Raw genomic sequence first — 15568 nt, 5'->3', positions numbered from 1 at the left:
ACATGAGCGTGACCAGGGAAGAAGAGCTGCTCCGGTACCTGCGCCAGGCCACGGCCGCGTTGCAGGAGGCCCGCCAGGAGCTGCGCGAGGTGCACGAGAAGGCCCGGGAGCCGATCGCGATCGTCGGGATGGCCTGCCGGCTGCCCGGCGGGATCGCCAGCCCGGAGGAGCTGTGGCGGCTGGTCGCCACCGGCGGCGAGGGCCAGTCGGGACTGCCCACCGACCGCGGCTGGAACCTCGCGGCCCTGGGCGGCGACGGTGCGCGGCAGGCCGGCTTCGTGCACGAGGCGGGCTGGTTCGACCCGGCGTTCTTCGGGATCTCGCCGCGTGAGGCGCTGGCGATGGACCCGCAGCAGCGGCTGTTCCTCGAAGCCTCCTGGGAGGCCTTCGAGTACGCCGGACTGGACCCGGAGCGGCTGCGGGGCAGCCGGACCGGGGTGTTCGCCGGGATGATGTACCACGACTACCTCCCCGGCGGGGGCGAGGGCGCCGAGGCCTACCTCGGCACCGCCACCGCGGGCAGCGTGGTCTCCGGCCGGGTGGCCTACGCCCTCGGCCTGGAGGGCCCCGCGGTCACCGTGGACACCGCCTGCTCCTCCTCGCTGGTCGCCCTGCACCTGGCCGTGCAGGCCCTCCGGGGCGGGGAGTGCGACCTGGCGCTGGCCGGCGGGGTGACCGTGATGGCCGCGCCCGAGGTGTTCGGCTCGCTGGGCGGCGGGCAGGGCGTGGCCGCGGACGGCCGCTGCAAGTCCTTCGCCGCCGCCGCCGACGGGATGGGCTGGGCCGAGGGCGCCGGCGTGCTGCTGGTGGAGCGGCTCTCCGACGCCCGGCGGCTCGGCCACGAGGTGCTCGCGGTGGTACGGGGCAGCGCGGTCAACCAGGACGGCGCCTCCAGCGGGCTGACGGCCCCCAACGGGCCGTCCCAGCAGCGGGTGATCCGGGAGGCCCTCGCCGCCGCCGGACTCTCGCCCGCCGAGGTGGACGCGGTGGAGGCGCACGGCACCGGCACCCGCCTCGGCGACCCGATCGAGGCCCAGGCGCTGCTCGCCACGTACGGCCAGGGCCGGCCCGAGGGCCGTCCGCTGCTGCTCGGCTCGGTGAAGTCCAACCTCGGCCACACCCAGGCCGCGGCCGGGGTGGCGGGCGTGATCAAGATGGTGCTGGCGATGCGGCACGGCGTGCTGCCGGCCACCCTGCACGTGGACGAGCCGACCCCGCTGGTGGACTGGTCGGCGGGCGCGGTCGAGCTGCTGACCGAGGCCCGGCCGTGGCCGGAGGCGGACCGGGCGCGCCGGGCGGCGATCTCCTCCTTCGGGGTGAGCGGCACCAACGCCCACGTGGTCATCGAGCAGGGCGAGGCCCTCGTGGCCCCCGAACCGGCGAGCTCCCCGGCCCTCGTGCCCTGGCCGCTCTCGGCCCGGACGGCCGACGGCCTGCGGGCCCAGGCGCGCCGGCTGCGGGCCTTCGTGGCCGCCACGCCGGAGGCCGGACCGGTGGACGTCGGGCGCGGGCTGCTCGCCCGTACCGTCATGGAGCACCGCGCGGTCCTGCTCGGCGGCGACCGCGAGGCGTTCACCGCCGAGCTCGACGCGCTGGCCGCGGGCGACCCGGCCGGCGAAGGGCGGACGGCGTTCCTGTTCACGGGGCAGGGTGCGCAGCGGGTCGGCATGGGCCGGGGGCTGTACGAGGCCTTCCCCGCGTTCGCGGCGGCCTTCGACGCGGTCTGCGCGGAGCTGGACGCGAGGCTCGGGCGGTCGGTGCGGGAGGTCGTCCTCGACGGCGTCGAGGATCTGGACCGTACGGTGTGGGCGCAGGCCGGGCTGTTCGCGGTCGAGGTCGCGTCGTTCCGGCTGTTGGAGTCCTGGGGCGTGGTCCCGGAGTTCCTGCTCGGGCATTCGATCGGTGAGGTGGCGGCGGCGCACTGCGCCGGGGTGTTCTCGCTGGCGGACGCGTGCGCCCTGGTGGCGGCGCGTGGTCGGTTGATGGACGCGCTGCCGAGCGGCGGGGCGATGCTCGCCGTGCAGGCCGCCGAGGCCGAGGTGCGGGCGGAGATCGGTGACCGGCTGGACGTGGCGGCCGTCAACGGGCCGCGTTCGGTGGTGGTTTCCGGCCCCGTCGAGGTGGTCGAGGAGTTCGCGGTCGAGTGGGCTTCCCAGGGCCGCAAGACCCGTCGGCTGACCGTCTCGCACGCCTTCCACTCGGCCCTGATGGAGCCGATGCTCGCCGAATTCGCCGCCGTGCTCGGCGGGTTGACCTTCGCCGAGCCGGGCATTCCGCTCGTCTCCAACCTGACCGGCGAACTCGCCGGGCCCGGCCTGCTCACCACCCCCGACTACTGGCTGCGCCACGTCCGGGAGACCGTCCGCTTCGCCGACGGCGTCGACACCCTGGGCGGCCAGGACGTGACCCGCTTCGCCGAGCTCGGCCCCGACGGCGTGCTGTCCGCCCTGGCCCGACAGGCCGACGCCAAGGGCACGTTCGCGCCGCTGCTGCGCCGCGAGCGGGACGAGACGGAGAGCGCCCTGGCCGCGCTCGGCGCGCTCTGGACCGCCGGGACGGCCGTGGACTGGCCGGCCGTCTACGCCGACTGGGGCGGGCACCGGGCGCTGCTGCCCCGGTACGCCTTCGACCGGCAGCACTACTGGGCGCAGCCGCCCGTCGCGCGTCACCCCGCCCGGCCGGAGGAGACGTCCGACGCCTGGCGCTACCGGATCACCTGGAAGCCGGTGCCCACCGCGGCCGTTCCGCCGCTGCTGACCGGCAGCTGGCTGGCGGTGCTGCCCGCCGGGGCGGCGGAGTCCGGCGCCCCGGGGTCCGACCTGGCCGAGGCCTGCCTGTCCGCCGTGGAGCGGGCGGGCGCCCGGGTGGTGCGGACCACGACCGAGCGGCTGGCGGACGACCTCGCCCGGATCGCGGACCCGGCCGGGGTGCTCGCCTTCCCCGGCACGGCCCCGGAAGCCGATCCCGTCGCCGACGCCCTGGACCTGATCGACGCGCTCACCGCCCTGGACCTGCGGGTGCCGCTCTGGTGGGTCACCTCCGGCGCGGTGACCGTGCGCGAGGAGGAGACCGTCCGGCCCGGACACGCCCGGATCTGGGGCCTGGGCCGGGTGGTCGGCCTGGAGCTGCCCGGCCTGTGGGGCGGGCTGGTGGACGTCTGCGGTCCGGCGGGGCCGGTGCTCGGTGACCGGATGGCCGAGGTGCTGTCCGGAACCGAGGACCAGGTCGCCGTCCGGGCCACCGGGACCTTCGCCCGCCGGCTGGTCCCGGCGGGAACCGGGCCGGTGACGGCCGACCCCGCCCCCGCCACCGGCACCGTCCTGGTCACCGGCGGTACCGGAGCGCTGGGCGCCGCCGTGGCGCGCCGGCTGGCCGGGCAGGGCGTCCCCCACCTGGTGCTGGTCTCCCGCCGGGGCCCGACGGCGCCGGGGGCGGCGGAGCTGGTCGCGGAACTGGAGGCGCTGGGCGCCCGGGTGACCGTCGCCGCCTGCGACACGGCGGACCGGGAAGGGATGGCCGGGGTGCTGGCCGCCGTCCCGGCGGAGTTCCCGCTGAGCGGCGTGGTGCACGCGGCCGGCGTCGGCGACCCGACGCCGTTCGGCAGCACCGCGCGCGCCGGGTTCGCGGCGATCGTGGACGGCAAGGCCGAAGGCGCGGTCTGCCTGGACGAGCTGCTGGGGGACACCCCCCTCGACTACTTCGTGCTCTTCTCCTCCGTCGCCGGCGTCTGGGGCAGCGGCGGGCAGTCCGCGTACGCGGTGGCGAACGCCGCGCTGGACGCCCTCGCCGTCGACCGCCGGGCCCGCGGGCTGGCGGCCACCTCCGTGGCCTGGGGCCCGTGGGCGGGCGAGGGCATGGCCGGCGGCGCCGACGCCGAGGAGTTCCTGCGCCGCCGCGGCCTGCGGGCGATGGCCCCGGACCTCGCCCTGGAGGCGATGGACACGGCGATCCGGACCGGCGACGTCTGCGTGACCGTCGCGGACGTGGACTGGCAGGCCTTCGTGCCCGGCTTCACCGCGTACCACCCGCAGCCGCTGATCGAGGACGTCCCCGAGGTGCGGCAGGTCCTCGCCGCGGGTGCCGCCGGCGGCCCGCAGGACGGCACCGCGCTGCGCGAGCGCCTCGCCGGGCTGTCCGGTGAGGACGGCCTCGCCCTGCTGCTGGAGACCGTGCAGCAGCAGGCCGCGCTGGTCCTCGGCCACAGCGCGGCCGGGTCGGTCGTCGCCGACCGGGCCTTCCGCGACCTGGGGTTCGACTCGCTGACCGCGGTCGAACTGCGCGACCGGCTGACCGCGGCCACCGGGCTGGCCCTGCCCGCCACCCTGATCTTCGACCACCCCACCCCGAGGGCGCTGGCCGAGCAGATCACGGCCGAACTGCTCGGCGACGACGCCCTCGACGCCGACGAGGCGGAGCAGGCGCGCCGCGCCCTGCTCACCGTCCCGGTGTCCCGGCTGCGCGAGTCCGGACTGCTGGAGCCGCTGCTGCGGCTCGCCTCGCAGGAGTCCGCGCCCGCCGCCGAGGACGCCGCACCCGTGACCGCCATCGAGTCGATCGACGAGATGGACGGCGAAAGCCTGCTGAGGCTGGCCCTCGGCGAACGTGATTCCTGACCGCAGTACGGAGCTTGCGATGGCCTCTACCCAGGACTATGTCGAAGCGTTGCGAGCTTCCCTCAAGGAGACGGAGAAGCTTCGCGCCCGAAACCGTGAACTGACCGCCGCGGTCAGCGAACCCGTGGCGATCGTGTCGATGGCGTGCCGCTACCCCGGCGACGTCTCCTCGCCGGAGGACCTCTGGCGGCTGGTCGAACGGGCCGGCGACGCGATCGCGCCCTTCCCCGAGCAGCGCGGCTGGAGGGCGGACGGGCTCGGCGCGGACGCCGCGGCGAGCGACCTCGCCGCCCAGGGCGGGTTCCTGGACGGCGCCGAGCGCTTCGACGCCGCGTTCTTCGGGATCTCCCCGCGCGAGGCCCTCGCCATGGACCCCCAGCAGCGGCTGCTGCTGGAGAGCGGCTGGGAGGCCTTCGAACGGGCCGGGATCGCGCCGGACACCGTGCGCGGCACCCGGACCGGGGTGTTCGTCGGCGCGACCTCCTCCGGCTACGGGGTCGGTGCGGCCGACGCCGACCAGGGGTACGTCCTGGCCGGCGGAGCGACCAGCGTGCTCTCCGGCAGGGTGGCGTACGTGTTCGGGCTGGAGGGCCCGGCGGTCACCGTGGACACCGCGTGCTCCTCCTCGCTGGTGGCGCTGCACCTGGCCGTCCAGGCGCTGCGCGCCGGGGAGTGCACGCTGGCGCTGGCCGGCGGGGTGACCGTGCTGACCAACGCGGAGGTCTTCCACGCCTTCAGCGCCCAGCAGGGCCTCGCCTCGGACGGGCGGTGCCGCTCCTTCGGCGCCGGCGCGGACGGCACCGGCTGGGGCGAGGGCGTCGGACTGCTGCTGCTGGAGCGGCTGTCGGACGCGCGCCGCAACGGCCACGAGGTGCTGGCTGTGGTGCGCGGCAGCGCGGTCAACCAGGACGGCGCCTCCAACGGGATGACCGCGCCGAACGGCCCCTCGCAGCGCCGGGTGATCCGGCAGGCGCTGGCCTCCGCGCGGCTCGCCCCGTCCGAGGTGGACGTGGTGGAGGCGCACGGCACCGGCACCCGGCTCGGCGACCCGATCGAGGCCCAGGCGCTGCTGGCGACCTACGGCCGGGACCGCGGCGACGAGCCGCTGTGGCTGGGCTCGATCAAGTCCAACATCGGGCACACCCAGTCGGCGGCCGGTGTCGCGGGCATCATCAAGATGGTGCAGGCGATGCGCCACGGCCTGCTGCCCGCCACCCTGCACGCCGAGCAGCCGACGCCCCACGTGGACTGGTCGGCGGGCGCGGTGGAACTGCTGACCGAGGCCCGGCCCTGGCCGGAGGCGGACCGTCCGCGCCGCGCGGGCGTGTCCTCCTTCGGGATCAGCGGCACCAACGCCCACGTCATCCTGGAGCAGGGCGATCCGCTGCCCGCGCCGGAAGCGGTGGAGAACGGCGGCCCGGTGCTCTGGCCGGTGTCCGCGAAGACCCCGGAGGGGCTGCGCGGACAGGCGGCGAGGCTGGCCGAGTTCGCGGCGACCGGGCCCGACCCGGCGGCCGCGGGGCACGCGCTGGCCGTCACCCGGGCGGCGCTGGAGCACCGCGCGGTGGTCCTCGGGGACTCGGCCGCCGGCCTCGGCGAGGGGCTGGCGGCGCTGGCCGAGGGACGTTCCGCCCAGGACGTGCTGACCGGGGTCTCGACCGAGGGGCGGACGGCGTTCCTGTTCACCGGTCAGGGGGCGCAGCGGGTCGGCATGGGCCGGGGGTTGTACGAGGCGTTCCCGGTGTTCGCGACGGCGTTCGATGCGGTCTGTGCGGAGCTGGACGGGAGGCTCGGGCGGTCGGTGCGCGAGGTCGTCTTCTCGGGTGCGGAGGATCTGGACCGTACGGTGTGGGCGCAGGCCGGGCTGTTCGCGGTCGAGGTGGCGTCGTTCCGGTTGTTGGAGTCCTGGGGCGTGGTCCCGGACGTGCTGCTCGGGCATTCGATCGGTGAGGTGGCGGCGGCGCACGTCGCCGGGGTGTTCTCGCTGGCGGACGCGTGCGCCCTGGTGGCGGCGCGTGGTCGGCTGATGGACGCGCTGCCCGAGGGCGGCGCGATGCTCGCAGTGCAGGCCGCCGAGGCGGAGGTGCGGGCGGAGATCGGTGACCGCCTGGACGTGGCGGCCGTCAACGGCCCGACCTCCGTGGTGGTTTCCGGTCCGACCGAGGTGGTCGAGGAGTTCGCGGCGCGCTGGAAGGCCGAGGGTCGCAAGATCCGCCGGCTGACGGTCTCGCACGCCTTCCACTCGGCCCTGATGGAGCCGATGCTCACCGAATTCGCCTCCGTGCTGGCGGAGTTGACCTTCGCCGAGCCGCGCGTTCCGATCGTCTCCAACATGACCGGCGGGATCGCCGAACCCGGCCTGCTCACCACCCCCGACTACTGGCTGCGCCAGGTCCGGGAGGCCGTCCGCTTCGCCGACGGCGTCGACGCCCTGGGCCGACGGGGCGTCACCCGCTTCGCCGAGCTCGGCCCCGACGGCGTGCTGTGCGGGATGGCCCAGCACGCCGGCGCCGAGGGCGCCTTCGCGCCGCTGCTGCGCGGCGCAGGCCACGACGGCGTGCGCACCTTCCACGCCGCCGTCGGCGCGCTCTGGACGGCGGGTGCCGCCGTGGACTGGCCGGCGGCCTTCGCGGGCCGTGGCGAGGGGCGGGTCGCGCTGCCCACGTACGCCTTCCAGCACCAGTCCTACTGGGCCCGTCCCGCCGCTCCTCCCGCCGCCGCGGCCGAGGGAGTGGAGGGCACCGCCGAGGGCCGGTTCTGGGCCGCCGTCGAGCGCGAGGACGTGGCCGAACTGACCGGCGCCCTCGGCGTGGACGCGGACCACGGGGAGCTGCGGGCCGTGCTGCCCGCGCTGTCCTCCTTCCGGCGCCGCCGCCGGGACGAGGCCGTCATCGACTCCTGGCGCTACCGGGTCCGCTGGAAGCCGCTCGCCGACGCGCCCGCCGCGGGCACGCTCACCGGCACCTGGCTGGTCGTCGCGACCCCGGGGGACACTGACGCCCAGCGGCTGCTGGCCGCCGCCGGTGCCGACGTGGTCCTGCTGGAGTTCGACCCCGGGGCCACCCGGGCCTCCCTGGCCGCCCGGCTGCGCGAGCTCGCGGCCGCCCCGGCCGGCGTGGTCGCCTGCCCGGCCCGGCACCCCGAGCCGGTCCCGGCGGCCGTCGCGCTGATCCAGGCGCTCGGCGACGCGGGCATCGACGCCCCGCTCTGGCTGGCCACCCGGGGCGGGGTGTCGGTGGGCCGCTCCGACGGTCCGTCCGACCCGGTGGCGGCGCAGCTCTGGGGCCTCGGCCGGGCCGCCGCCCTGGAGCTGCCGGAACGCTGGGGCGGGCTGGTCGACCTGCCGCCCGCCGAGGACGCCAGGACGGCCGCCCGGCTGGCCGCCGTCCTGACCGGCACCGAGGACCAGGTCGCCGTCCGGGGCGCCGGCACGTACGTCCGCCGCCTGGTGCGGGCCGCCCGACCGGACGGTGCCGAACCGCTCGGGACGCCCTCGGGCACGGTGCTGGTGACCGGTGGAACCGGGGCGCTGGGTGCGGAGGTGGCGCGCTGGCTGGCAGGTCGGGGCGTTCCCCATCTGGTGCTGACCAGTCGTCGCGGTTCGGCTGCCGAGGGCGTGGACGCGCTGGTGGCCGAGCTGGCCGGGCTGGGTGCCCGGGTGACGGTCGCCGCCTGCGACGCCGCCGACCGGGCGGCGCTGGCGGCGGTGCTCGACGCGATCCCGGCCGAGCTCCCGCTGACCGGCGTGGTGCACGCGGCCGGCGTCGGCCAGGCGACCTTGCTGATGGACACCGCCGCCGAGGAGATCACCGCCGTGCTCGGCGGGAAGGCCGACGGCGCGGCGCACCTGGACGAGCTGACCGCCGGGCTGGACCTGGAACTGTTCGTCGTCTTCTCCTCGATCTCGGCCACCTGGGGCTCCGGTGCCCAGGCCGTCTACGGCGCCGCCAACGCCTACCTGGAGGCGCTGGTCGAACAGCGCCGGGCGGCCGGCCGGGCCGCGCTGGCCGTCGCCTGGGGCCCGTGGGCGGAGGCCGGCATGGCCGTGCAGGGGGAGTCGGAGGACTTCCTGCGCCGCCGCGGGCTCGCCCTGCTGGACCCGGCCCTCGCCGTGGGGGCGCTCGCCGAGGCCGTCGCCGGGGGCGAGGCCTGCGTGGCGGTGGCGGACGTCCGCTGGGAGCGCTTCGCCCCCGCGTTCACGGCCAGCCGCCGTCGTCCGCTGATCGAGGACCTGCCCGAGGTGCTCCGGGCCCTGGAAGCCCCGGCCGCCGAGCCGGTCGAGGGCGCCTCCCCGCTGGCCGGGAAGCTCGCCGCGCTGCCGCCCGCCGAGCAGGAACGGACCCTGCTCGACCTGGTCCGGCGGCTGGCGGCGGCCGTGCTCGGCCACCGCGAGGCGGGCGACGTCCCGCCGGAGGTCCCGTTCAAGGGCCTCGGCTTCGACTCGCTCACCGCGCTCGAACTGCGCAACGCCCTGGCCGCCGAGACCGGGCTGCGGCTCTCCGCCACCCTGGTCTTCGACCACCCCACGCCGCGCGAACTGGCCGCCCAGCTGCGCGGCGAGCTGCTCGGCACCGCGGCGGCGACCGAGACCGTGCGGGCCGAGGCCACCGCCCTGGAGGAGCCGATCGCGATCGTCGCGATGAGCTGCCGCTACCCCGGCGGGGTCGAGAACCCCGAACAGCTCTGGCGGCTGGTCGCCGACCGGGTGGACGCGGTCTCCGGGCTGCCCGGAGACCGCGGCTGGCCGCCGCTCGGCGCGCCCTCCGGCGAGGCGGGCGCGGACGCCACCTGGGCCGGCGGATTCCTGTCCGGCGTCGCCGACTTCGACCCGGCGCTGTTCGCCATCTCCCCGCGCGAGGCGCTGGCCATGGACCCCCAGCAGCGGCTGCTGCTGGAGACCGTCTGGGAGGCGTTCGAACGGGCCGGGGTGGACGCGCGCTCGCTGCGCGGCAGCCGCACCGGCGTGTTCATCGGCACCAACGGCCAGGACTACGCGGCGCTGCTCTCCGGCCCCTCCGACAGCGAGGGGCACCGGGGCACCGGTACCGCGGCCGCCGTGCTCTCCGGCCGGATCTCGTACGTGTTCGGGCTGGAGGGCCCGGCCATGACGGTGGACACCGCCTGCTCCGCCTCGCTGGTCGCCCTGCACTCGGCGGCCGAGGCGCTGCGCCGCGGCGAGTGCACCCTGGCCCTCGCGGGCGGTGCCACGGTGATGGCGACCCCGTCGGCCTTCGTGGAGTTCAGCCGCCAGCTGGGCCTGGCCGCCGACGGCCGGTGCAAGGCCTTCGCCGCCGCGGCCGACGGCACCGGCTGGGGCGAGGGCGTCGGCATCCTGCTGCTGGAGCGGCTGTCCGACGCCCGGCGCAACGGCCACCGGGTGCTCGGCATCGTGCGCGGCAGCGCGGTCAACCAGGACGGCGCCTCGAACGGTCTGACGGCGCCGAACGGCCCCTCGCAGGAGCGGGTGATCCGGCAGGCGCTGGCCAACGCCGGGCTGTCGGCCGCCGAGGTGGACGCCGTGGAGGCGCACGGCACCGGCACCCGCCTCGGGGATCCGATCGAGGCGAAGGCCCTGCTGGCCACCTACGGGCAGGGCCGGGACGGGGAGCCGCTCTGGCTGGGCTCGATCAAGTCCAACATCGGCCACACCCAGGCCGCCGCCGGCATCGCCGGGATCATCAAGATGGTCATGGCGATGCGGTACGGCACGCTTCCGGCGACCCTGCACGTGGACGGGCCCACCCCGCACGTCGACTGGTCCACCGGGTCGGTCGAACTGCTGACCGAGGCCCGGCCGTGGCCGCGGGCCGAACGGCCGCGCCGCACCGGCGTCTCCTCGTTCGGGATGAGCGGCACCAACGTCCACGTCATCATCGAGCAGGGCGAGCCCGCCCCGGCCGAGCCCGCCGGGCGTCGGCCGCACGGTCCGCTGCCGTGGCCGTTGTCCGGGCAGACCCCGGCGGCGCTGCGGGCCCAGGCCGCCCGGCTGGGCGAGCACCTGACGGAGCGCCCGGAGGACGGGCCGGCCGAGGTGGCCCGGGCCCTGTCCGGGCGGACGGCGCTGGCGCACCGCGCGGTGGTAGTCGGCGCGGACCGGGCCGAGCAGGACCGGGAGCTGGCGGCGCTGGCCGCCGGCGAGCCCGGCGCGGGCGCGGTCGCCGGTACGGTCGCCGAGGGGCGGACGGCGTTCCTGTTCACCGGCCAGGGTGCGCAGCGGGTCGGGATGGGCCGGGAGTTGTACGAGGCCTTCCCCGCCTTCGCGGCGGCCTTCGACGCGGTCTGCGCCGAGCTGGACCTGCTGCTGGACCGGCCGGTGAAGGACGTGGTGTTCGAGGGCGTCGAGGATCTGGACCGGACGGTGTGGGCGCAGGCCGGGCTGTTCGCGGTCGAGGTCGCCTCGTTCCGGCTGCTCGAATCCTGGGGCGTGACGCCCGACTTCCTGCTCGGGCATTCGATCGGCGAGGTGGCGGCCGCTCACGTCGCCGGGGTGTTCCCGCTGGCGGACGCGTGCGCCCTGGTGGCGGCGCGGGGCCGGCTGATGGACGCGCTGCCGAGCGGCGGGGCGATGCTGGCGGTCGAGGCCACCGAGGCCGAGGTCCGCGAGGCGATCGGCGAGCGGCTGGACATCGCGGCCGTCAACGGGCCGACCTCGGTGGTGGTCTCCGGGCCGGTCGAGGCGGTGGAGGAGCTGGCCGGGCGGTGGAAGGCCGAGGGGCGCCGGATTCGCAGGCTGACCGTCTCGCACGCGTTCCACTCGGCGCTGATGGAGCCGATGCTCGCCGAATTCTCGGCCGTCCTGGCGGAGTTGACCTTCGCCGAGCCGCGCATCCCGCTGCTGTCCAACGTCAGCGGGACGCTCGCCGAACCCGGGCTGCTCACCACCCCCGACTACTGGCTGCGGCAGGTCCGCGAGGCCGTCCGCTTCGCCGACGGCGTCACCCGCCTCGGCGAGCACGGCGTGACCCGCCTCCTGGAGCTGGGCCCCGACGGCGTGCTCTGCGGGCTGGCCCAGCAGACCCTCCCCGACGCCGTGCTCGCCCCGCTCCAGCGGGCCGGGCGGGACCAGGTGGACACGCTCTGGCACGGCCTCGGCCGGCTCTGGACGGCCGGTGCCCAGGTCGACTGGGCGGCGGTCCTGCCGGCCGGTCCGCACGCGGAACTGCCCACCTACGCCTTCCAGCGCGAGCGCTACTGGCCCCGGCCGGTCGCCGGGGCCGGCGACGTCGCGGCGCTCGGGCAACTGCCCGCCGGGCACCCGCTGCTGGGCGCCGTCCTGGCCCTGGCCGGGGACGGCGGCGCGGTGCTGACCGGACGGCTCTCCACGGCGAGCCACCCGTGGCTGGCCGACCACGCGGTGCTGGGCCGGACCGTGGTGCCCGGCACCGCGCTGGTCGAACTCGCGCTGCGGGCCGGCGAGCAGGTCGGCCGTACGGTGCTGGACGAACTGGTGGTGCGGTCCCCGCTCGCCCTCCCCGAACGGGGCGAGGCCCACGTCCAGGTCCGGGTGACCGCGCCCGACGACGGCGGCGACTGCCGGCTGGAGATCCACGCCCGGCCCGACACCGGTGACCGGACGCCCTGGACCTGCCACGCCACCGGCCTGCTGACCGAGGCCGCACCGGCCGAGCCCTTCGAGTTGGCGGCCTGGCCGCCGCCGGCCGCCGAGCCGGTGCCGCTGGACGGCTTCTACGACACCCTGGCCGACAGCGGCTACGGCTACGGGCCGGCCTTCCGCGGCCTGCGCGCCGTCTGGCGGGCCGAGGACGCGGTCTACGCCGAGGTCGCGCTGCCCGAGGAGGCGGCGGACGAGGCCGCCGGCTTCGCCCTGCACCCGGCGCTGCTGGACGCGGCGCTGCACGCCGTCGGCTTCGCCGGCGGGAGCGAGGTCGAGGGCACCGCCCTGCCGTTCGCCTGGACCGGCGTGCGGGTGGACGCGGTGGGCGCCTCGGTGCTGCGGGCGCGGATCACCCGGACCGCCGAGGGCGTCGCGCTGCGGCTGGCCGACGGCGCCGGAAGCCCGGTGGCCACCGTGCGTTCGCTGGTGATGCGCGAGGTGTCCCCGGAGGCGCTCGGCGCCACCGCCGACGCCGGACCGGACGCGCTGTTCGCGGTGGACTGGCGGCCGCTGCCCCCGGCGGCCGGTGCGGCCGAGCCGGACCTGACCGCGTGGGCCGCGGTCGGCGAGACGGCCCCCGAGGGCGGGCCGGCCCGCCGCCACACCGACCTGGCGGCCCTGGTCGCCGCCCTGGAACAGGGCGCGGCCGTACCGCCGGTGACCGTCCTGGCCGTCTCCGCCGGCGCAGCCGGTGTTGACGGTGCGCTCGGGGCCGGGGCCGTGCACGCGGCGACCGCCCGGGTGCTCGGCGAGGTACGGGCCTGGCTGGCCGAGGAGCGGTTCGCCGACTCCCGGCTGGTGGTGCTCACCCGCGGGGCGACCCCGGCCGGGTCCGGCACCGGTGGCGAGGCCGACCCGGCCGGCGCCGCCGTGTGGGGACTGGTCCGCTCCGCGCAGACCGAGAACCCGGACCGGATCGTGCTGGTGGACGTCGAACCGCAGGGCGGCGCGGCCGACCCGTGGGCCGGCTGGCCCGCGCTGGTGGGCGGCGAGGAGCCCCAACTCGCGGTCCGCGGCGGCGACATCAGGGTGCCGCGACTGGTCCGGGAGGCCACCGTCGCCCGGCTGACCCCGCCGGAGCCCGCGGGCGCCTGGCGGCTCGGCCTCGCGGGGCGGGGCGCCGGACTGGAGGACGTGGCGCTGGTGCCCGCGCCGGACGCCGACGCGCCGCTGGGCGCGGACGAGGTCCGGGTCGCGGTGCGCTCGGCGGGCGTCAACTTCCGGGACGTGCTGATCGGTCTGGGCATGTACCCGGACCGGACGGCCGCGATGGGCTCCGAGGCCGCCGGCGTCGTGCTGGAGGTCGGCGCCGGAGTGACCGACCTCGCCCCGGGCGAGCGGGTCTTCGGCTTCTTCGCCGGTGGCGCGGCCGTCCGGGCCGTCACCGACCGGCGGCTGCTGGCCCGCGTCCCGCAGGGCTGGTCCTTCGCCCAGGCCGCCTCCGTGCCGCTGGTGTTCGCCACCGCCTACTACGGGCTGCGCGACCTGGCCGACGCGCAGCGGGGCGAATCGGTGCTGGTGCACGCCGCGGCCGGCGGCGTCGGCATGGCGGCCGTCCAACTCGCCCGCCACTTCGGCCTGGAGGTGTTCGGCACCGCCAGCCCGGGCAAGTGGCGCACGCTGCGGGAACTGGGGCTGGACGAGGCACACATCGCCTCCTCCCGCGACCTCGCCTTCGAGGAGCGGTTCCGCACCGCGACCGGCGGGCGCGGGGTCGACCTGGTGCTGAACTCGCTGGCCGGGGAGTTCACCGACGCCTCGCTGCGGCTGCTGGCCGAGGGCGGGCGCTTCCTGGAGATGGGCAAGACCGACGTCCGGCAGCCGGCCGGCGTCCAGTACCGGGCCTTCGACCTCGGCGACGCCGGACCGGCCCGGATGGGCGGCATCCTGCACGAGGTGATCGAGCTGTTCGAGGCCGGTGCGCTGCGGATGCTGCCGATCACCGCCTGGGACGTCCGGGACGCGGTCGGCGCCTTCCGGCACGTCAGCCAGGCCCGGCACGTCGGCAAGAACGTGCTGACGCTGCCGGTGGAGCCGGACCCCGAGGGCACGGTGCTGATCACCGGTGGCACCGGGACGCTGGGCGGGCTGCTGGCCCGGCACCTGGCGGCCGTGCACGGGGTGCGCCACCTGACCCTGCTGAGCCGCCGGGGCGCGGACGGCCCGGACGTGCGGGAACTCCTCGCCGAGCTGGGCGAGTCGGGCGCCCGGGCGGAGGTCGTCGCCTGCGACGCGGCCGACCGCACCGCCCTGGCCCGGGTGCTCGACGGCCTCTCCCGTCCGCTGACGGGCGTGGTGCACGCCGCCGGCGTGCTGGACGACGGGGTGTTCGGCACCCTGACGCCGGAGCGCCTCTCCCGGGTGCTGCGCCCGAAGGTGGACGCGGCGCTCAACCTGCACGAGCTGACGGCGCACCTCGACCTGTCGATGTTCGTGCTGTACTCCTCGGTGTCGGGCACCTTCGGCTCCGGCGGGCAGGCCAACTACGCGGCCGCGAACGCCTTCCTGGACGCCCTGGCCGCCCGGCGGACGGCCTCCGGCCAGGCCGGCCAGTCGCTGGCCTGGGGGCTGTGGGAGCAGGCCAGCGGGCTCACCGGCCACCTCGGGAAGGTCGACCAGGCCCGGGCCGGCAGCCTCAGCGCGCCGCTGTCCACCGCCCGGGCGCTCGCCCTGTTCGATCGGGCGCGCACCACGGGCCGCTCCCACCTGGTGCCGGTCGACATCGACCTGGGCGTGCTGCGCGCCGCCGCCCACCCGGTGCCCGCGCTGCTGCGGGCGCTGGTCGGCCAACCGGTCCGCCGGGCCGCCGACAACCGGCGCCCGGACGGCCCGGCGCTGGCCGAGCGGCTGGCCGTGATGGCCGACGCCCAGCGCGACGCGGCGCTGCTGGACCTGGTCACCGGGAACGCCGCGGTGGTCCTCGGACACGGCTCGACGGACGCCGTCGCGGCCGACCGGCCGTTCAAGGACCTCGGGTTCGACTCGCTGACCTCGGTCGAGCTGCGCAACCGGCTGAACACCGCCACCGGCCTGCGGCTGCCCTCGACCCTGGTCTTCGACCACCCGACCCCGGCCGCGCTCGCCCGCCACCTGCGGGAGAGCCTGCTGCCGCAGGCCGACCCGGTGGAGGACCTGCTCGGCCGGCTGGCCGGAATGGAGGCCGACCTGGTCGCGCTGGCCGGGGCGGAACGGGCCGGGGCCCGCGCCAGGCTGGAGCAGCTGCTCGACCGGCTGCGGGACGCCGACGGGCCGCGGCCGGAGCACGACGACAGCGACCTGGAGTCCGCGACGGCCGAGGACATCTTCGCCCTGATCGACGACGAGCTGGGGAGCTGACGGC

At 77.0% G+C, this 15568-nt stretch carries 2 protein-coding genes; both read left to right on the top strand.

From position 1 onward, the window contains the following. Positions 1–8 precede the first annotated feature (8 nt). On the top strand, positions 9–4613 hold the full coding sequence (locus ACFVHV_RS12040) for an SDR family NAD(P)-dependent oxidoreductase (RefSeq protein ID WP_380350922.1): 4605 nt from the start codon (positions 9–11) through the stop codon (positions 4611–4613). 19 nt (positions 4614–4632) lie between these two features. Next, a complete protein-coding gene (locus ACFVHV_RS12035; protein WP_380350915.1) occupies positions 4633–15564 on the top strand; it encodes a type I polyketide synthase in 10932 nt (3643 codons plus the stop codon). The last annotated feature ends 4 nt before the right edge of the window (positions 15565–15568 follow it).

Source organism: Kitasatospora sp. NPDC127116 (genome assembly GCF_042677365.1).
GTDB classification, from domain to species: Bacteria; Actinomycetota; Actinomycetes; order Streptomycetales; family Streptomycetaceae; genus Kitasatospora; species Kitasatospora lactacystinica.
The sequence above is the reverse complement of the archived record's forward strand: the minus strand, read 5'-3'. Positions and strand labels throughout refer to the sequence as shown.